The organism is Agromyces larvae, from assembly GCF_022811705.1.
Taxonomy (GTDB): Bacteria; Actinomycetota; Actinomycetes; order Actinomycetales; family Microbacteriaceae; genus Agromyces; species Agromyces larvae.
On the sequence record NZ_CP094528.1, the window covers coordinates 1,971,358 to 1,990,302 of the forward strand.

Genomic DNA, 18,945 nt, shown 5'->3' on the forward strand with positions numbered 1-18,945 from the left:
CCGTGGCCGCCACGTTCCCGCCCGAAGTCCAGACGTTCCGAGTCATCGGCCGGCTCGTGCGCGCCGACCCGGACGGGGCGGACGCGGGCTCCCAGCCCGACCTGACCGGCGTGATCGGCGGGCAGGTCACCTTCACCCCCAGCATCAGCCCGGCGATCTTCCGCGTCCCGACCGCGTCCGAGCCGATCACCGTGTATCAGCCCACGATCATCGCGGTCACCGACGCCGACGGGCACCTCATCCTCCCCGACGACGCAGCCAACCCCGGCGTGACGCTCGCCTACGGCGGCTCTCCCGAGATCATCCCGACCGGGTGGACGTGGAACGTCACCGTGAAGGTCGGCAACTTCCCCGACCGCTCCTTCTCGATCGCAGGCACCCCCGGCGGCACCATCGACCTCGCCAGCGTCATCCCCGTACCCGCGAACCCCGGCACGGAGCCGACGTGGGTCGCGCAGATCACCTCCCGCGTGAGCGCGCTCGAAGAGACCGTCGCCGACCTCGAAGCAGGCGCCATCCCGGACGGCGCGATCGCCGACGCCGTGGAGGACTACCTCTCCGAGCACCCGATCGAAGGCGGCGGAGGTGACGGCGAGTCGCCGGAACTGCGCGTGTCGGGCGGCTACGTCCAGTGGAAGCTCCCGAGCGACTCGACGTGGACGAACCTCGTCGCCCTCACCGCGATCACCGGCCCGCAGGGCGCCGACGGCGCCGATGGCGCACCGGGTGCGGACGGCGCGAAGGGCGACAAGGGTGACAAGGGTGACAAGGGTGACAAGGGCGACGACGGCGCACCGGGCGCGGACGGCGCGGATGGTGCTGACGGCGCGAAGGGCGACAAGGGCGACACCGGCGACACCGGCCCGGCGGGCGTGGTGCGCGTCATCGTCGACACCGGCAGCGAGACCCGCCCCGCGGGCGACTTCGTGATCTGGCTCGGCGGAGACACTCAGCCGACCAACATGGTCAACGGCGACCTCTGGTTCGCGGCCGCAACCGACGGAGAGCCCCCGCCGGCGGACACCGCGCCGACCGTGACCACCACCACCCTCTCGGCCCTGACGCAGGGGAGCGCGTTCTCGCAGACCCTCGCCGCGACCGGCACCACGCCGATCACCTGGGCCGTTACCGCGGGCACCCTGCCCGCCGGACTCTCGCTCTCCACCGGCGGCGTGCTCAGCGGCACCCCCTCGGCCTCCGGGGCGTACTCCTTCACCGTGACCGCCACCAACAGCGCGGGCACCGACACGCAGGCATACTCCGGCACCGTGGCTGCGGCAGACGAGCCGGACGCCACCGAGCACACCATCTTCGGCAGCACCGTGCCGACCTACGCGCTCACCTCTCACGACGACGGCGGTTCGGGAAGCTGGATGGGTCAGCAGTTCTACCTGACCAACTCCCCCGCCCGCGCCTGGGATCTGGTCGGCATGCGGATCTACGTGCCCGCCGGGTCGACCCTGATCGGGCGCACGGGCTCCGTGGGCGCATCCCGCCGTGCCGCCGAGTCCGGCAGCGTCTTCCTCGGTGATGACACCCCGAACACCCCCGCCGCGAACGGGTCTGCGACCGCCATGAGCGCGCCGCTCGTGGCCGGGTGGAACGACTTCTACTTCGCGACCGCCCTGCCAGCGAACTCCCTCGATGGCCTGATCGTCGCGTACAGCCTGGACGGCTACTACCTGTACTCGCCCACGATCGATGAAGATTCCGTCGGGGCGACCGACGGCACCAACCTCCACCTCGCGGCTGGCATCGCGAACCCCTTCCAAGAGGCTCGGAGCTGGTACGGGAGCGGCGACCTGTTCGCGTCCACGAACGCCGGTTTCTACGGCATCGACATCATCGTTCGGGAGAAGTAAGTGCCGATCGACATCGCCGCGGAGAACGCGCTCACCGAGGGGCGCGACACCTTCGCGAACCTCACCACCTCGGGCCACGGCGACATCCACGCGCAGGGCTTCGCCCGCTCCATCAGCGTGAACATCGGCGAGACGGTGCAGTTCTGCGTGGACGGCGCATCGACCACCATCGACATCTACCGCGTCGGCTGGTACGGCGGCGACGGATTCCGCAAGGTCGCCACCGTCACCAACACGCCGACCACGCAACCCGAGGCCGAGGTGATCCCCGACACCAACGGCGCGACCACCTGCACGTCGTGGAGCGTGACCGCCGAGTGGGACGTGCCGTCCGACGCGACGAGCGGCCTGTACGTCGCGCTCGTGCGCTCGGTCGCACCCTACGCGCCGAACGCCTTCTACATCTCGTTCGTCGTGCGCGACGATGACGCCGAGGCCGACATCATCTACAAGACCAGCGACTCCACATGGGGCGCCGCGTACAACCACTACGGCACCAAGGCCGCCGTCGACGGGAAGAACGTCTACGGGACTGGGGTCGGCGTCGGCAACATCATGGATCGCTCCCTCGTGGTCGACTACCACCGCCCCGTCATCACCCGCGGCACCGTGCCGCAGACGTTCTGGATGGCGTGTGAGATGCCGCTGATCCGCTTCCTCGAGCGGCAGGGCTACAGCATCAAGTACGTCTCCTCCGTCGACCTCGACCAGCAGGGCGTCCCGCTGCTGCAGAAGGGGCAGATCTTCCTCTCGTCCGGCCACGACGAATACTGGACGACGCCGATGCGCGACGCCGTCGAGACGTGGCGCGACGAGCACGGCGGCCGCTCGATCTTCATGAGCGGCAACGAGGTGTTCTGGCGCGCCCGCTACATCTACGACGGCGACCGCGTCACGATGGCGTGCTACAAGGACACCATGCCCGGCCCAACCGGCTACACCCGCACCGCGGGCTCGCCGTTCGACCCGGTGATGTGGACTGGGACGTGGAAGGACACCCGCTGGCCCGACCGCCGACCCGAATGGTTCCTCACCGGCACCGACTTCGGCATGAACGGCGTCTACGACTACGACGTCACCGTCCCGAAGAACCCCTACGGGGGGCTCAAGGTGTGGGGCGGGTCGTCACTGGTCGACTCCGACATCACCCTCACGCGCATCATGGGATTCGAGGCCGACCACGCCCACCCCACCCAGCCCGCAGGCTCCTACCGCATCCTCGCCGCCTACACCCGAGCCGCCCCCGGCGGCCTCTCGGACGCGAACGGCGAGAACTACACCATGCCCGGCAACATCGAGTGGGGCATCGTCGCGCAGCGGTACGCCGGGGGCGGGTTCACCGTCGGGTTCGGCACCTGCCAATGGTCGTGGGCGCTCGACGCCACGCATGACCGCGGCGAAGGCACCCCCGTCTCGGCGGCCGCACAGCAGTTCACCGTCAACCTGCTCAACGACATGGGGGCCGCGCCCGCGACCCTGATGAGCGGCGTCACCCTCCAGCCGGTGAACTCCCTCGACGAGTACGCGGTCGAACCCGGCTCGCAGCCTGCGCCCGCGACCTCGTGGCGCCTCTACGACGGCACGTCCGTCGCACCGTTCCTCCTCCTCGACGGGGAGCTCGCTCCGCTCGCCTGACACTCGAAGGTATGTTCGAGTCGTGAGGTACTGGCGACCCGACCTGCGCAGCGTGCGCCGCGGCGAATGGATCATGTTCGACCGCGGCCGCCGCATCGCGATCCTCCGCGAAGTCGAGATCGGCATGGGCGCCGAGCAGAAGGAGCGCCTCATCCGCTCGGTCACCTACGCCGAGCAGAGCGCCGACCGCACCCTCATCGGCTACTTCCCCACCCTGCGCCTCGCGGCCGTCGTCACGTGGTCGATGTGGCAGCGGGAGATGGGGCAGGCGGATGCCCCACGAACCGACTTGCCCCACGTTCGCCCCACGCGGCCCTCCGGCACGACGAAGGCCCGGTCAGAAAATGGCTTCTGACCGGGCCTTTCTGGAGAGCCGGCTGCGGGACTCGAACCCGCAACCACCGCTTTACAAGAGCGGTGCGCTACCAATTGCGCCAAGCCGGCGAGCGGATGCCTCTCCGGCATCCTACCGGGACGAGCACGAGGGGCGGCGCCGTACGGCGCCGCCCCTCGCAGCGGACTCACCCGTGCGGCGTCACTCCACGGGGGTCTCGGTCGGCGCGGGCGTCTCGGTCGGCGCGGGCGTCGACTCGGTGTAGCTCTCGCTCGCGGCCTGCGAGACGAACAGCTGGAACTCGCTCGGGTCGTCCAGCGAACCCTGGTAGAGCTTGCCGTTCACGAGCACCGTGGGCGTGCCCTGCACGGCCGGCAGCTCGGAGTTCGGCACGGGCTGGGTGAGCGCACGCGTGGTCGCGTCGTTGACCCAGGCCTTGAACCGGGTCTCGCCGATGCAGGCGCCGACGCCGGATGCCGCGCCCGCGTCGCTCGCCAGCTGCTTCAGCTGGTCGTCGGTGAGGCCGGTCGACCCTTCTTCGGGCTGGTTCTCGAAGAGCAGCGAGTTGAAGTCGAAGAACGCGTCGGGCGAGAGGTCGGCGACGCATGCCGCGGCGTTCGCCGCACGCAGCGAGTACTGCGTGCCGGCCGACTTGTTGACGAGCATCGCGATGGGATGCACCTCGAGGGTGGCCGCCCCCTCCTCCACGAGCGTGCGCAGCGTGTCGGAGTTCGTGGTCTCGAACTGGCCGCAGTAGGGGCACAGGTAGTCGATGTACATGACGATGTTCGCCACGTTGCCGCTGTCGTCCTGCACGGTCGGGGTCGGCTCGCCCCCGGCCGGGATCGCGGGGGTCTCGACGGCGGTGATCGCCCCGTCGACGCCCGTGAGGACGATGCCGTCGCTGGCCATGTTGCGCGGCCCGGGCCCGGCCGGCTTCACGCTGTTGAAGATCGCGAGACCGATGACGGCCGCGATCACCAGCACCGCGACGATGACGCCGCCCTGGATCAGGATCTTGTTGCGCCGCTCACGCTTCTTCTGCTCCTCGCGCAGGAGTCGGGCCTTCTCCCTGGCCGCGTCTCTGCGTTCGTTTCGGGTGGGGCGAGGCTGCGTGGAACCGCCGTTGCTCATCGATGATCTCCGGGTGGCTGCTGTGAAGGCGCGCGCTGATGCATGCGAACGCACCCACGATAGTAGGAACGGTGCCTGTGAATCCGCCAAGCGATCCGGGCGGTCGCCGCCGGTTCCGCGTGTCCGGGCTGCGCCCGCGTGCGTGGCATACTGAGGAGGCGTCATCGTCGACGCATTCCATTCACAACGGATCGTCCGGCACGTACCTGCCGGTGAAGGAGAACCAGCACCATGGCATCAGTCACGTTCGACAAGGCCACGCGCCTCTACCCGGGCGGCACGCGTCCGGCCGTCGACAAGCTCGACCTCGAGATCGCGGACGGCGAGTTCCTCGTCCTCGTCGGCCCGTCGGGCTGCGGCAAGTCGACCTCGCTCCGCATGCTCGCCGGCCTCGAAGAGGTCAACGAGGGCAACATCTTCATCGGCGACCGCAACGTCACCGACGTGCCCCCGAAGGACCGCGACATCGCGATGGTCTTCCAGAACTACGCGCTCTACCCCCACATGACCGTGGCCGAGAACATGGGCTTCGCGCTCAAGATCGCCGGCGTCGGCAAGGAGGAGCGCGCCCAGCGCGTCCTCGAGGCGGCCAAGCTCCTCGACCTCGAGCCGTACCTCAGCCGCAAGCCGAAGGCCCTCTCGGGCGGTCAGCGTCAGCGCGTCGCCATGGGCCGCGCGATCGTGCGCAGCCCCCAGGTCTTCCTCATGGACGAGCCGCTGTCGAACCTCGACGCCAAGCTCCGCGTGCAGACCCGCAGCCAGATCGCCTCGCTCACCCGCCGCCTCGGCGTCACCACGGTCTACGTCACGCACGACCAGACCGAAGCGCTCACCATGGGCGACCGCATCGCCGTGCTGAAGGACGGCGTGCTCCAGCAGGTCGGCACCCCCCGCGACCTCTACGAGAAGCCGAACAACGTGTTCGTCGCCGGCTTCATCGGTTCGCCGGCCATGAACCTGTTCCAGTCCGACCTCGCCGACGGCGGCGTGAGGTTCGGTTCGGCCATCGTGCCGGTCGACCGCGACACGCTCTCGAACGCGAACGCCGCGCACGTCACCATCGGCGTCCGCCCCGAGGACATCGTGGTGTCGAGCAGCGAGGGCGAGGGCCTCAAGGTCGTCGTCGACCTCGTCGAGGAGCTCGGCGCCGACGGCTACCTCTACGGCCACTCCGACATCGAGGGCAAGCGCACCGACATCGTCGCGCGCGTCGACGGCCGCATCCACCCGTTCGCGGGCGACACGGTGTACCTCACCGCGGTGCCGAACCACGTGCACGTGTTCGACGCCGAGTCGGGCGAGCGCCTCAGCGACAAGGCGATCGTGCACTGATCCCACGCGATTCCAGCGAACGGCGATGCCGGTCGGGCTGCGGCCCGGCCGGCATCGCCGTTTCGGGATACGCTGATCACGTATGAGCGGTTCACTCTCGATCACCTCGGCGATGGCCGACCCCGCCCTGCTCGACCTGCCGTGGCACCTGCCGCTCGAGGCGTGGCCGAGCGAGACGATCGCCGCCTTGCCGAAGGGCATCTCGCGCCACCTGGTGCGGTTCGCGCACCTCGGCGGGCACGTCGTGGCGATCAAGGAGACCACGGCCGAGCTGGCCCGCGGCGAGTACGAGATGCTGCGCACCCTGCAGCGGCTCGAGGTGCCGTGCGTCGAACCCGTCGCCGTCATCACGAACCGCACCGACGACGAGGGCGAGGCGCTGAAGCCGGTGCTCGTCACCCGCCACCTGCGCTTCTCGCTCCCGTACCGGGCGCTGTTCTCGCAGACGCTGCGCCCCGACACCGCCACCCGCCTCGTGGACGCGCTCGCGGTGCTGCTCGTGCGCCTGCACATCGTCGGGTTCTTCTGGGGCGACGTGTCGCTGTCGAACACGCTGTTCCGCCGCGACGCGGGCGCGTTCGCCGCGTATCTGGTCGACGCCGAGACGGGCAAGCTCTACGAAGGCCTGTCCAACGGCCAGCGCGAGAACGACCTCGAGATCGCCCGGGTGAACATCGCGGGCGAGCTGCTCGACCTCGAGGCGGGAGGCCGGGTGGCCGACGAGCTCGACCCGGTGCGCATCTCGAACGGCATCGTCGACGCGTACCGCAACCTGTGGACCGAGCTCACGGGCTCCGAATCCTTCGCGAGCACCGAGCGCTGGCGCATCAACGAGCGGGTGCAGCGGCTGAACGACCTCGGCTTCGACATCGAAGAGCTCGCGATCAAGACGGATGACTCGGGCACGACCGTGCGCATCCAGCCGAAGGTCGTCGACGCCGGGCACCACCAGCGTCGACTGCTGCGGCTCACCGGGCTGGACGCCGGCGAGAATCAGGCGAGGCGCCTGCTGAACGACCTCGACTCGTACCGTGCCGCCTACGGCAAGACCGAGCTGGACGAGGAGATGGTCGCGCACGAGTGGCTCATGCGCGTCTTCGAACCGGTCGTCCGCGCGATCCCGGGGGATCTGCGGCGCAAGCTCGAGCCCGCCGAGGTGTTCCACCAGCTGCTCGAGCACCGCTGGTTCCTGGCGCAGCAGGCGGGGCACGACATCCCGCTGGCCGAGGCCGTGGCCTCCTACGTGAACACCGTGCTGCGGCATCGGCGCGACGAGGCCACCGTGATCGGCCCGCCCACCGAGGCGATCACCGCCGTGGTGCCGGTCGTGCCGCTCGATACCGCGGCCATCCCCGTCGTCGATGCCGACGACGAGGACGACTGGCGGCTGAAGGTCTAGCCGGCTCCGCCCGCCGGGCCCGATCAGGCCTGCGCGGCGCGCAGCCTCGCGATCTCGTAGAGCGTGACCGACGCGGCGATGCCGGCGTTCAGCGACTCGGTCGCCGACGAGATCGGGATCGACACGACGGCGTCGCAGGTCTCGGTGACGAGCCGCGACAGCCCCTTGCCCTCGCTGCCGACGACGATCACGATCGGCCGGTCGGCGAAGTCGAGGCCGGGCAGCGACACGTCGCCGCCGCCGTCGAGCCCGAGCACGAACAGGCCGCGCTGCTGCATCGCCTTCAGCGTCTGGGTGAGGTTCGGCGCCATCGCGACCGGGATGCGGGCCGCCGCGCCCGCCGAGGTCTTCCAGGCGCCGGCGTTCACACCGACCGAGCGGCGCTGCGGCACGATGACGCCGTGCCCGCCGAACGCGGCGGTCGAGCGGATGATCGCCCCGAGGTTGCGGGCGTCGGTGATGCCGTCGAGCGCGATGAACAGCGGGGTCTCGTCGCCCGCGAGCACCTCGTCGAGCAGCTCGATCGGGTGCGCGTACTCGTACGGCGGCACCTTCAGCGCGATGCCCTGGTGCACGGACCCCTCACCGGCGAGCCGGTCGAGCTCGGGCCGGGTGACCTCGAGGATCGGGATGCCCCGGTTGGTGGCGATCTTCGACGCCTCCTTCACCCGGTCGTCCATCTCGATGCGGGATGCCAGGTAGAGCGTGGTGGCGGGGATGCGGGTGCGCAGCGCCTCGACGACCGAGTTGCGGCCCGTCACGATCTCGGACTCGTCGCCCGTCTTCGCGCGGCGCGACGCGCCGGTCGCCCCGCGCGGCGCGCCGGCGGACGATTTGCCGCGCTGGCCGGGCACGCCCTTGCCGCCAGCGGCGGCGTAGCGCTCGCGCGCGGCCTTCGCCTTGCCCGCCTTGTGCCAGGCGCGATCCTCGGCCTTCGGGGTCGGTCCCTTGCCCTCGAGCGCCTTGCGCCCGTGGCCTCCGGTGCCGACCTGCTTGCTGTGACCGCCCTTGCGGACGGCGCCGCTGCGCGGCTTGCCGCTGCTGCCCTTCATGATTCGAGGCTCCAATGCGTTCCGGTCGAGGTGTCCTCGAGCGTGATGCCGGCTGCGGTGAGCTCGGCGCGGATTCGGTCGGCGGCGCTCCAGTCCTTCGCCTCGCGTGCCGCGCGGCGATCGTCGAGGAGTCGGGCCACGAGGGCGGCCAGGGCGGATGACGCGGGCCCCGCGTCATCCGATCGCCAGTGGTCATCGCGCGGATCGATGCCGAGCACGCCGACCATGGCGACCACCTGGCCGTGCGCCTCGGCGGCGGCGGGGAGATCTTCGGAGTCGAGCGCCTGGTTGCCGGCGCGCACCGTCTCGTGCAGCACGGCGAGCGCCTGCGGCACGCCGAGGTCGTCGTCCATGGCCGCACCGAACGCGTCGGGCACGACCGGCGCGCCCTGACCCGCGAACCGGGTGCCGGCGAGCCGCCGCTCGACGCGCGACAGGAACGTGCGGATGCGGTCGACCGCGGCCTCGGCCTCGGCCAGCGAGGTCGGGGTGTAGTCGAGCGTCGAGCGGTAGTGCGCCGCGCCGAGGAGGTAGCGCACCGCCAGCGGCGAGGCCATCGAGAGCAGTTCGGCGGCGTAGACGGAGTTGCCGAGCGATTTCGACATCTTCTGCCCGCCGACGTTGACCAGCCCGTTGTGCACCCAGTAGCGGGCGAACCCGAGCCCCGCCGCGGTCGACTGGGCGAGCTCGTTCTCGTGGTGCGGGAACCGCAGGTCGAGCCCGCCGCCGTGCAGGTCGAACTCGTCGCCGAGGTACCGGCGCGACATCGCCGAGCACTCGATGTGCCAGCCGGGCCGGCCCTCGCCCCACGGCGACGCCCACGAGGCGTCCTCGGGCTCGTCGGACTTGCGGCCCTTCCAGAGCGCGAAGTCGCGGGGGTCCCGTTTGCCGCGCGGATCGGCGTCGGCGGCGGCCTCCATGTGGTCGCGCGACTGCCGGGTGAGCTCGCCGTAGGCCGGCCAGCTCGCGGTGTCGAAGTACACGTCGCCCGAACCGTCGGCGGCCGGGTACGCGTGGCCGCGCTCGATGAGGGACGCGATGAGCTGCTGCATCTGCGGGATGCTCGCGGTCGCCCGCGGCTCGTAGGTCGGCGGGAGGATGCCGAGCGCGGCATATCCGGCGGTGAACTCGAGTTCCACGCGGTAGGCGAGCGCCCACCACGGCTCGCCGGTGACCGCGTCGAGGATCTTGTCGTCGATGTCGGTGACGTTGCGCACGAACGTGACGTCGTACCCGCGGTGCGCGAACCAGCGGCGCAGCAGGTCGTAGACGAGTGCGCTGCGCAGGTGCCCGATGTGCGGGCTCGACTGCACGGTGGGCCCGCAGACGTACATGCCGACGCGACCCTCGCGGAGGGGCGCGAAGTCGCGCAGCGACTGGGCCTTGGTGTCGTACAGGCGGATGCTCACCGCTCAAGCGTACCGGCGAGCGGCTCCGCGAAGCTGTCAGCGAGCCGGGCCGAGGCGCTCAGCCGACGGGGACGAGCAGCGCCGTCGCGATCGCCGCGACGCCCTCGCCGCGCCCGGTGAGCCCGAGCCCGTCGGTCGTCGTGGCGCTCACCGACACCGGGGCGCCGAGCGCGTCGGACAGGGCGCGTTCGGCCTCCGCCCGACGCGGGGCGAGCTTCGGCCGGTTGCCGATCACCTGCACCGACACGTTGCCGATCCGGAACCCCGCGGCCTCGACGCGGCGGCGCGCCTCGGCGAGGAACACCGCGGCGTGCGCGCCCGCGAACACGGGGTCGTCGACGCCGGCCATGCCGCCGATGTCGCCGAGCCCGGCCGCGGACAGCAGCGCGTCGACGATCGCATGCCCCGCGACATCCCCGTCGCTGTGCCCGGCGAGCCCGCGCTCCCCCGGCCACTCGAGCCCGGCGATCCACAGCGGCGTCGCCGGGTCGTCGCTGAACGCGTGCACGTCGGTGCCGCTGCCCACGCGCGGTGCGGCGGGTGCGCGTCGCGATCCGGATGCTGCGCGCACGAGCTGTTCGGCACGGTGCAGGTCGGCGGGGACGGTGATCTTGAACGCGCGGGCGTCGCCGTGCACGACATCGACCGCCAGGCCGGCCGCCTGCACGAGCGCGGCATCGTCGGTGAACTCGGCCGCGGCCTCGGCGTAGGCGCGATCGAGCGTCTCCCGCGGGAAGCCCTGCGGGGTCTGCACCGCGGCGAGGGTCGACCGATCGACCGTTTCGAGCACCCGCCCCGAGTCGACGCGCTTGATCGTGTCGACCACCTCGAGCGCCGGGATCACGCCGTGCCCGCGCGCGCGGACCGCCGCGGCGACCTCGTCGAACACCGGCGACGGGGTGAGCGGGCGTGCCGCGTCGTGCACCAGCACGGTGTCGACCACGTGCGGGAGGACGGCGAGGCCCCGGGCGACGGACTCCTGGCGCGTCGCGCCGCCCGCGACCACGTCGAGCGGCGCACCGGCGGCTTCGGCGGATGCGACGGCGGCGGCGCGGGCCGCGTCGACCAGGTCGGCGGGCACCACGAGCACCACGTGCGGGGTCTCGCGCATGCCGAGGACGCCGTCGAGGGCGACCTCGAGGATCGTCCGCTCGGCGAGCGGGACGAACGCCTTCGGTTCGGCCCGACCCAGCCGGGTGCCGCTGCCCGCGGCGACGACGATGACGGCGACGGTCGACTGCTCCACGAAACGAGCGTAGCCCCGCCGAGGCGGGGCTACCTTCGCGGTTCGCGTACTCGCGTCAGGATGCGAGCACTTCGTCGAGCAGGCCGGACGCCTGCTCTTCGTCGGTCTTCTCGGCGAGCGCGAGCTCGGAGATCAGGATCTGGCGCGCCTTCGCGAGCATGCGCTTCTCGCCCGCGGACAGCCCGCGATCCTGGTCGCGGCGCCACAGGTCGCGCACGACCTCGGACACCTTGATGACATCACCCGAAGCGAGCTTCTCGAGGTTCGCCTTGTATCGGCGGGACCAGTTGGTCGGCTCTTCGGTGAACGGCGCACGCAGCACCTCGAACACCTTGTCGAGACCCTCTTTGCCGATGACGTCGCGCACGCCGACGAGGTCGACGTTCTCGGCCGGAACCTCGATGACGAGGTCGCCTTGCGTGACGTTCAGCTTGAGGTAGAGCTTCTCTTCACCCTTGATGATGCGCTTCTTCACTTCGGTGATCGTTGCGGCCCCGTGGTGCGGGTAGACCACGGTCTCGCCAACCTCAAACAGCATGAATAGGAGTCCTTTCGGCAACTTATAGGGTACCACAGCACCGACCTGCTAAGGTTCTCCGCCGCGTTGCGCGCTCCCCCGGTGCGCTAGGATCGTGACGATCCCCGCACGCACGACGAACGGTCGATGGCGTGCGCCCGCTCGCTTTGGAGGTTCTGTGAAGGCGCGTCTCGCGGCATCCGTCGTTCTGGCTCTCGCTGTCGCCGTCGGCGGCTCCGGATGCTCGCTGATCACCTACCAGGCCACCACCGAGAAGTACGACGCGAGCGACGGCGTCTCGGCGAACGTCGGCGACCTCGAGGTGCGCAACCTCCTGCTCGTGAAGGCCGACGACGGCGAGGACGCGAACGCGGTCTTCACCGTGTCGAACCACGGCGACCGCGACGCCGAGCTCGAGATCGGGCTCGCCTCCGGCGATCCCGAGACGGTCGAGGTGCCGGCGGGCGAGCAGGTCGTGCTCGGCGTCGACGAGGAGCCGGTGCTGCTCACCGACGTGCGTGCCGCCCCCGGCGGCCTGGCCGACGTCTTCCTCTCCACCGAGGGCGCCGAGGGCGTCGAGATCCAGGTGCCGGTGCTCGACGGGCGTCTGCCCGAGTACCGCCACCTGGTGCCCTGACCCGGCCCGCAGGGCTCAGCCCTCGAAGCGGTAGCCGAGCCCCCGCACCGTCACGAGCTGCACCGGCTCCGACGGAGTCACCTCGATCTTCGAGCGGATCCGCTTGATGTGCACGTCGAGGGTCTTCGTGTCGCCGAAGTAGTCCGACCCCCAGACCCGGTCGATGAGCTGCCCGCGGGTGAGCACCCGCCCCGGGTTGCGCATGAGCAGTTCGAGCAGCTCGAACTCCTTCAGCGGCATCGGCACGGGCGCTCCGTCGACCTCGACCGTGTGCCGGTCCACGTCCATGCGCACGCGGCCGCCCTCGAGCACGGCGTCGTCGAGGTCGACGGCCTCGCCGCGCCGGCGCAGCACCGCCCGGATGCGTGCGAGCAGCTCGCGCGTGGAGTACGGCTTGGTCACGTAGTCGTCGGCGCCGAGCTCGAGGCCCACCACGATGTCGATCTCGCTGTCCTTCGCGGTGAGCATGATGATCGGCACGCTGGAGCGCTGACGCAGCTCGCGGCAGACCTCGGTGCCGGGCAACCCGGGCAGCATCAGGTCGAGCAGCACGAGGTCGGCGCCGGCCCGGTCGAACGCCTCGACGGCGGCGAGGCCGTCGTCGGCGACCTCGACCTCGTACCCTTCGCGTTCGAGCAGGTAGGCCAGCGGGTCGCTGAGGGCGATCTCGTCCTCGACGAGCAGGATGCGGGTCACTCGGGTTCTCCTCGGTGGGTGGCGGCCGGGACGGCGGGGCGGGAACGGTCGGTCGGGGGCGGGCCGGATGCCTCGGGCTTCGCGGATGCCTCGGGCTTCGCGGATGCCTCGGCGCCGGCGTGGGGCGCGGCATCCGTGTCGGTCGTCGGCGCCTCGCCGAGCGGCAGCCGGATCGTGAACGTCGAGCCGCGGCCGGGCGACGACCACACCCGCACGTCGCCGCCGAGGTTCTGCACCGTGTGCTTCACGATGCTGAGCCCGAGCCCCGAGCCGCCGGTGTCGCGCGAACGCGCCTGGTCGACGCGGTAGAAACGCTCGAACACCCGGTCGAGGTCGGCTTCGGCGATGCCGATGCCCTGGTCGGTGACCGCGATCGAGACGATGTCGCCGTCGACCCGGACGCCCACGCCGACACGGCCGCCGTCGTTCGAGTACGCGATCGCGTTGGCGACGAGGTTGTGGATCGCGACCACGATGAGCTGCCGATCGCCCCAGACCCGCGCGCCGGTGTGCGCGCGCACCGCGATCTCGATGTCACGCGCCCGTGCCACGACCCGGTTCTGGTCGACCGCGATCCGCACCGCCGCATCGAGGTCGACGAGCTCGTCGGGCCGCAGGGCGTCGCCCGCCTGGAGCCGGGACAGCTCGATCACCTCGTTCGTGATGCGGGCCAGCCGTTCGGACTCGATCTCGAGGCGGTTCGCGAAGCGGCGCACCCGCGCGGGGTCGTCGGCGGCGGTGTCGATCGCCTCCGCGAGCAGGCTCACCGAGGCGATCGGGGTCTTCAGTTCGTGGCTGATGTTCGCCACGAAGTCGCGGCGCACCTCGTCGAGGCGGTGGGCCTCGGTGCGGTCCTCGGCCAGCAGCAGCACGAACCGGGTGCCGAGCCGCGCCGCGCGCACCCGCAGGCGCAGCGTGGGTTCGCCGAACGCCCCGCGAGCGACCTGCACCTCCTCGGCGACGGGCTCGCCCGTGCGCCGCACCGCCGCGACGATGTCGAGCAGTTCGGGGTGCACGACGGCACGTTCGCGCACGATGCCGAGGGCCAGCGCGCCGGGCGAGGCGCGCAGCACGTTGTTCGACGGATCGACGACGAGCCCGGCCGATTCCAGCACGTCGAGCATCTGTTCGACGCCCTCGGGAATGGTCGGGGCGACGACGCGTGCGGCCTGGCTGCCGCGGCGCTCCGCCATGTGCAGCACGATCATGAAGGCGGCACCGAGGAACGCGCCGAAGGCCAGCGCGGCCACGACCACACCGGTCGAGTCCATGTCCCCACGATAGCCAGCGCACCGGGGTCGGAACGCCGTCGCGGGCCGGTTCGGGCGCTACGTTGGGAAGAGTTCAGCCGCGCGGCACCTGCCGTTCACCCGGCGAGGGGAGGATGTCGCGGGATCGGGGAACCCGGTCGTGCTCGCCTGCCCGCGCACGACCCGTGTCCGCTCCGATCGGCAGCGCACGCCCCAGAGACAGAGGATGACCACATGCGCGAGGTGTTCCAGCAGGAGATGCGGGAGGTGCAGGACCGGCTCGTCGAGATCGCCGGCCTGGTCGCCGAGTCGATCGACAAGGCGACCCGCGCCTTCAACGAGTCCGACGTGACGCTCGCCGAGGAGGTCATCGCCGACGATCCCCGGATCGACCACGCGACCCTCACGCTCGACGAGCTGGCGATCACGATCCTCGCGCGGCAGCAGCCGGTCGCCCGGGATCTGCGGATCGTCGTGAGCGCGCTGCGGATCAGCGCCTCGCTCGAGCGGATGGGCGACATCTCGCGGCACATCGCGCAGCTCGCGCGCTACCGGTTCCCCGACAAGGTGGTGCCGAAGTCGTTGCGCGGCACGTTCGCCGAGATGGGCCGGCTCGACGTCGAGATCGCCCAGCGACTCGTCGAACTGCTCACCACCGAGGACGTGAAGCTCGCCGAGCAGATCCGCGACGAGGACGACAAGGTCGACGCGCTGCACGTGCAGGTGTTCGACAAGGTGCTCGGCGAGACCTGGAAGGGCGAGGCGAGCGACACCGTCGACGCCACCCTCGCCAGCCGCTACCACGAGCGGTTCGCCGACCACGCGGTGTCGATCGCGAAGAAGGTGCTCTACCTCGCCACCGGCGACTGGGCACCCGACGACGACTGATCGCTCACGCGCACGCGCACGCGGACGGGCCGGTCGGAGATCCTCCGACCGGCCCGTTCGACGTCTGCGGCTACTTCTTGTCGCCCTGCGCGGCGACCGCGGCGGCACCGGCCGCGGCGGCCTCGGGGTCGAGGTAGCGACCGGGGCCGAGCGGCATGAAGTCGTCGCCCAGTTCGTAGACGAGCGGGATGCCGGTCGGGATGTTGAGCTCGGCGATGTCGTCGTCGCCGATGCCGTCGAGGTGCTTCACGAGCGCGCGCAGCGAGTTGCCGTGCGCGGTGACGAGCACCGTCTTGCCGGCGGCGAGGTCGGGGACGATGTCGCTCTGCCAGTACGGCAGCATGCGGGCGATCACGTCCTTCAGGCACTCGGTGCGCGGCATCTGGTCGTCGGTGAGGTCGGCGTAGCGCGGGTCGCCCACCTGCGACCACTCGGCGTCGTCGTCGAGCGGCGGCGGCGGCACGTCGAACGACCGGCGCCAGAGCATGAACTGCTCGTTGCCGTACTTCTGCTGCGTCTCGGCCTTGTCGAGGCCCTGCAGCGCGCCGTAGTGGCGCTCGTTCAGCCGCCACGAGCGACGCACCGGGATCCACGCCAGATCGGCGGCGTCGAGCGCGAGGTTCGCGGTCTGGATGGCACGCGTGAGCACCGAGGTGTGCAGCACGTCGGGCAGGACGCCCTGCTCGGCCAGCAGCACCCCGGCGCGGGATGCCTCGGCTCGGCCCTTCTCGCTCAGCCGGACATCGACCCAGCCGGTGAAGAGGTTCTTCTGGTTCCAGTCGCTCTCGCCGTGGCGCAGCAGGATGAGGGTGTGAGGCATGGCTCCCAGCCTACGGCCTGCGACACTGGAGGGCATGCCGGTCGGATCCATCACGCGCGGGACGACGAACACGAATCGCCTGCGCCGCATCGACCGCTGGATCGCCGACTCGCCGGCCCTGCGCCGCGCCGACGACCCGCTCGTGGTCGACCTCGGCTACGGCGCGAGCGGGGTCACCGCGTTCGAGCTCGCGACCCGGTTGCGGCGCGCGCGCCCCGACGTCGAGGTGCTCGGCCTCGAGATCGACCCCGGCCGGGTGCGCACCGCCCGGGCGCAGCTGGCCGACGTGCGCGCGGGCCGCACGCCGTTCGCGGCCGACCTCGCCGTGTCGTTCGAGGTCGGCGGGTTCGAGGTGCCGACGCCCGGCGGCCGCAGGCCGGCGATCATCCGCGCGTTCAACGTGCTGCGCCAGTACGACGAGGCCGACGTGGCATCCGCGTGGGCCCGCATGACCGAACGCCTCGCCCCGGCGGGCCTGCTCGTGGAGGGCACCTGCGACGAACTCGGTCGCATCGCGAGCTGGGTGGGGCTCGAGGCATCCGGCCCCTCGACCTTCACCGTCGGGCTGCGCCTGACCGACCTGGCCGCGCCCTCGATCGTCGCCGAGCGCCTGCCGAAGGCGCTGATCCACCGCAACGTGCCCGGCGAGCGCATCCACGACCTGCTCGTCGCGCTCGACCGGGCTTGGGCGGTGCACGCGCCGCTGTCGGTCTACGGGCCGGCGCAGCGCTGGATCGCCGCGGTGCGCACACTGCAGGGCGACGGATGGCCCGTGGCCGGCAGCGCCCGCAGATGGCGGCTCGGCGAGCTCACCGTGCCGTGGTCGGCCGTGGCGCCCGCGGCCTAGTGGCGGACGCCGAGGCGCGGCAGCCGGGGGATGTCGACCTCGGGGCCCGCGTCGGCGGGAACGACCTCTTGCTGGCCGGCGGCGACGTCGATGCCGTGGCTCTCGACGATGAGCGGGATGCCGGCCGGCACCGCGCGCTTGATCACGGCGAGCGCGATCGGGCCGAGCTCGTGGTGCATCGCGCTCGAGGTGATCGCACCGACGGCGCGCCGCTCGGGCTCGGCGCCCGGCTCGGGTTCGGGCCGCGCCTTCAGGGCGACGACCGGCTCGCCCGCGACGGGCAGCACGGTGTCGCTGCCGTCGAGGTGCAGCAGCACCAGCCGGCGCGGCGGCCGGCCGAGGTTCAGCACCTTCGCCACGGTCTCCTGCCCGCGGTAGCAGCCCTTGCCGAGGTCGACGGCGCTCTGCAGCCAGTCGAGCTCGTGCGGGATGGAGCGCTCGTCGACCTCGGTCGCGAAGCGCGGCCGCCACGCGGCGATGCGCAGCGCTTCGGCGGCCAGCGAACCCGCGGCCTGCACTCGGCCCGCGGCGACCGCGTGCGCCGCGTCGCCGAGCCGGTCGCGCGGCACGAGGCGCTCGACCCAGCGCCAGTCGGGATGCTCCGTCGCATACCGGTGCCCGCGCGGAGCGCCCCAGGGGTCGACCCAGTCGGGAGCGAGGCGCCCGGCCGGATCCGCGCCGGTCGCCCGGTCGAGCGCGTCGGCGGTCGCGGCTGCGAGGACGCCGACGTCGGCCGAGCGGTCGGCGACCTCGACGCGCAGCATGAACCGCATCCGGTCGAGGAAGGCGGCCAGCCCGGATGCGGCGGTGCCCTCGGTCACGAGCCAGGTCGTCTCGCCGTCGTCGACGACGTGCGCGGCGTGCTCGATGCGCCCGTTCGCGTCCAGCAGCAGGGTCTCGGCACTCTCGCCGGGGGCGAGCCGGTCGAGCGCCTGGCTCGCCATCGAGTGCAGCCAGCTCAGCCGATCGGGCCCGGTGACCGTGACCACGCCGCGGTTCGACAGGTCGACGACGGCGTCGCCCGCCTCGAGCCGGCGCTGCTCGACGAGCGGGTTGCCGTAGTGTGCGGGCACGCCCTCGTCGACGCCGTCGGCGGCGACGGCTCCGGCGAGCCCGAGGAACGGCGAGGTGGCCATCAGTCGACCTTCGCCAGCCGGGCGGACGCGTGCGTGCGCAGATCCTGTCCGAGGGCCGCGATGTCCCACGCCCACAGCAGGTGCCCCTCGACGAGCCCGTAGAGGCGGGTGGCCGCCGCGTACTCCTTCGCGCCGGCGGTGCGCATCACCGCGTCGGTCGCCAGGTCGATGCGCGGGCCCTTCACCTGGCCGAGGTAGAGCTCGCTCACCCCGCCCGGGTGCACGATCGAGACCTCCAGGTCGAAGCCGCCGGCATCGTTGCGCAACCGCTCGACCGACTCGGCGTCGGGATACGGATGGTCGCCGACCGCGGGCAGCAGCGCCGGGCCGGCGTCGCCCTCGCCGAGCGGTCTGGCCAGGCGCCAGTAGCCCGTCTCGGTCGCCAGCGGCGTCGGGTCCCCGCCCTCGTCGTCGGGGAACAGCCACGTGTAGGACGTGTAGTTCAGATGCGGCAGCCCGTCATGGCTGAAGCTCACCCGCTGCCCGAACTCGCGCGTGACCGAGTCGTCGCCGATCTTGTAGTCGATCACGCCCGACCCCTCCCAGACCCCGATGAGCCAGGAGAGCGGGACGAGCTCGGCCGGGAGGTCGACGGGAAGCTCGATCACGGCGCGCCTAGCGCTGGCCCTTGAACAGCTTGTACACGACGACGCCGCTGATCCACGCGATGGCCAGGCTCGCGAGACCGAGCAGGCCGATGAAGAGGAGTTCGAGGGCGAGGAGATCGGACATGCTCCGAGTCTACGCCGTC

The 18,945-nt window shown here is 71.4% G+C and carries 18 protein-coding genes and 1 tRNA gene; 8 read left to right on the forward strand and 11 right to left on the reverse strand.

The window, feature by feature from the left end; all coding sequences use genetic code 11:
• The first annotated feature begins 2 nt into the window (after positions 1–2).
• The 3 genes from MTO99_RS09660 to MTO99_RS09670 are packed head-to-tail and all read left to right on the forward strand — an operon-like array spanning position 3 to position 3,852.
• On the forward strand, positions 3–1,862 hold the full coding sequence (locus MTO99_RS09660) for an Ig domain-containing protein (protein ID WP_243558783.1): 1,860 nt from the start codon (positions 3–5) through the stop codon (positions 1,860–1,862).
• Complete coding sequence (locus MTO99_RS09665) at positions 1,863–3,497, forward strand: N,N-dimethylformamidase beta subunit family domain-containing protein (protein WP_243558785.1); 1,635 nt, start codon at positions 1,863–1,865, stop codon at positions 3,495–3,497. It begins immediately after the preceding gene.
• A 22-nt stretch (positions 3,498–3,519) separates the two neighbouring features.
• Positions 3,520–3,852: a hypothetical protein gene (locus tag MTO99_RS09670; protein WP_243558787.1), complete on the forward strand. Its 333-nt coding sequence runs from the start codon at positions 3,520–3,522 to the stop codon at positions 3,850–3,852.
• A 16-nt stretch (positions 3,853–3,868) separates the two neighbouring features.
• On the opposite strand, the gene MTO99_RS09675 is transcribed toward MTO99_RS09670, so the two are convergent.
• Both MTO99_RS09675 and MTO99_RS09680 read right to left on the reverse strand, forming a co-directional pair.
• A tRNA-Thr gene (locus MTO99_RS09675) sits at positions 3,869–3,941 on the reverse strand.
• 91 nt (positions 3,942–4,032) lie between these two features.
• Entirely contained in the window at positions 4,033–4,965 is a 933-nt protein-coding gene (locus MTO99_RS09680) for a DsbA family protein (protein WP_243558788.1), read from the reverse strand.
• Between the two features lie 231 nt (positions 4,966–5,196).
• On the opposite strand from MTO99_RS09680, the gene MTO99_RS09685 reads away from it, so the two are divergent.
• Positions 5,197–6,297: an ABC transporter ATP-binding protein gene (locus tag MTO99_RS09685; protein ID WP_243558790.1), complete on the forward strand. Its 1,101-nt coding sequence runs from the start codon at positions 5,197–5,199 to the stop codon at positions 6,295–6,297.
• An 82-nt stretch (positions 6,298–6,379) separates the two neighbouring features.
• Positions 6,380–7,696, forward strand: coding sequence for a DUF4032 domain-containing protein (locus MTO99_RS09690; RefSeq protein WP_243558792.1), 1,317 nt, complete (start codon positions 6,380–6,382; stop codon positions 7,694–7,696).
• Between the two features lie 23 nt (positions 7,697–7,719).
• On the opposite strand, the gene rlmB is transcribed toward MTO99_RS09690, so the two are convergent.
• The 4 genes from rlmB to MTO99_RS09710 are packed head-to-tail and all read right to left on the reverse strand — an operon-like array spanning position 7,720 to position 11,941.
• Complete coding sequence (gene rlmB, locus MTO99_RS09695) at positions 7,720–8,748, reverse strand: 23S rRNA (guanosine(2251)-2'-O)-methyltransferase RlmB (protein ID WP_243558794.1); 1,029 nt, start codon at positions 8,746–8,748, stop codon at positions 7,720–7,722.
• On the reverse strand, positions 8,745–10,157 hold the full coding sequence (gene cysS, locus MTO99_RS09700; protein WP_243558796.1) for a cysteine--tRNA ligase: 1,413 nt from the start codon (positions 10,155–10,157) through the stop codon (positions 8,745–8,747). The genes rlmB and cysS overlap by 4 nt, the downstream gene beginning before the upstream one ends.
• 58 nt (positions 10,158–10,215) lie before the next feature.
• Entirely contained in the window at positions 10,216–11,403 is a 1,188-nt protein-coding gene (gene ispD / locus MTO99_RS09705; protein ID WP_243558798.1) for a 2-C-methyl-D-erythritol 4-phosphate cytidylyltransferase, read from the reverse strand.
• Positions 11,404–11,458: 55 nt separating this feature from the next.
• A complete protein-coding gene (locus MTO99_RS09710) occupies positions 11,459–11,941 on the reverse strand; it encodes a CarD family transcriptional regulator (RefSeq protein WP_149161318.1) in 483 nt (160 codons plus the stop codon).
• 157 nt (positions 11,942–12,098) lie between these two features.
• Here MTO99_RS09710 and MTO99_RS09715 point away from each other — a divergent pair, with 157 nt between their 5' ends.
• On the forward strand, positions 12,099–12,557 hold the full coding sequence (locus MTO99_RS09715; RefSeq protein WP_243558800.1) for a DNA modification methylase: 459 nt from the start codon (positions 12,099–12,101) through the stop codon (positions 12,555–12,557).
• Between the two features lie 15 nt (positions 12,558–12,572).
• On the opposite strand, the gene MTO99_RS09720 is transcribed toward MTO99_RS09715, so the two are convergent.
• Positions 12,573–13,253, reverse strand: a complete 681-nt coding sequence (locus tag MTO99_RS09720; protein ID WP_243558802.1) for a response regulator — start codon at positions 13,251–13,253, stop codon at positions 12,573–12,575.
• On the reverse strand, positions 13,250–14,524 hold the full coding sequence (locus tag MTO99_RS09725; RefSeq protein ID WP_243558804.1) for a sensor histidine kinase: 1,275 nt from the start codon (positions 14,522–14,524) through the stop codon (positions 13,250–13,252). The genes MTO99_RS09720 and MTO99_RS09725 overlap by 4 nt, the downstream gene beginning before the upstream one ends.
• Before the next feature lie 213 nt (positions 14,525–14,737).
• Here MTO99_RS09725 and phoU point away from each other — a divergent pair, with 213 nt between their 5' ends.
• Positions 14,738–15,391, forward strand: coding sequence for a phosphate signaling complex protein PhoU (phoU, locus tag MTO99_RS09730; protein WP_243558806.1), 654 nt, complete (start codon positions 14,738–14,740; stop codon positions 15,389–15,391).
• 70 nt (positions 15,392–15,461) lie between these two features.
• Here phoU and MTO99_RS09735 read toward each other — a convergent pair whose 3' ends face one another.
• The gene (locus tag MTO99_RS09735) at positions 15,462–16,211 is read right to left on the reverse strand and encodes a phosphoglyceromutase (protein ID WP_243558808.1); all 750 of its coding nucleotides are present in this window, start codon (positions 16,209–16,211) and stop codon (positions 15,462–15,464) included.
• 34 nt (positions 16,212–16,245) lie between these two features.
• Here MTO99_RS09735 and MTO99_RS09740 point away from each other — a divergent pair, with 34 nt between their 5' ends.
• A complete protein-coding gene (locus MTO99_RS09740) occupies positions 16,246–17,058 on the forward strand; it encodes a class I SAM-dependent methyltransferase (protein ID WP_243558810.1) in 813 nt (270 codons plus the stop codon).
• Here the strand turns inward: MTO99_RS09740 and ygfZ are convergent.
• Together ygfZ and MTO99_RS09750 are read right to left on the reverse strand one after the other, a co-directional pair.
• A complete protein-coding gene (gene ygfZ / locus MTO99_RS09745) occupies positions 17,055–18,194 on the reverse strand; it encodes a CAF17-like 4Fe-4S cluster assembly/insertion protein YgfZ (protein WP_243558812.1) in 1,140 nt (379 codons plus the stop codon). The genes MTO99_RS09740 and ygfZ overlap by 4 nt on opposite strands.
• The gene (locus MTO99_RS09750) at positions 18,194–18,802 is read right to left on the reverse strand and encodes a nitrobindin family protein (protein ID WP_243558814.1); all 609 of its coding nucleotides are present in this window, start codon (positions 18,800–18,802) and stop codon (positions 18,194–18,196) included. Before MTO99_RS09750 ends, ygfZ begins: the two co-directional genes overlap by 1 nt.
• Between the last annotated feature and the right edge of the window lie 143 nt (positions 18,803–18,945).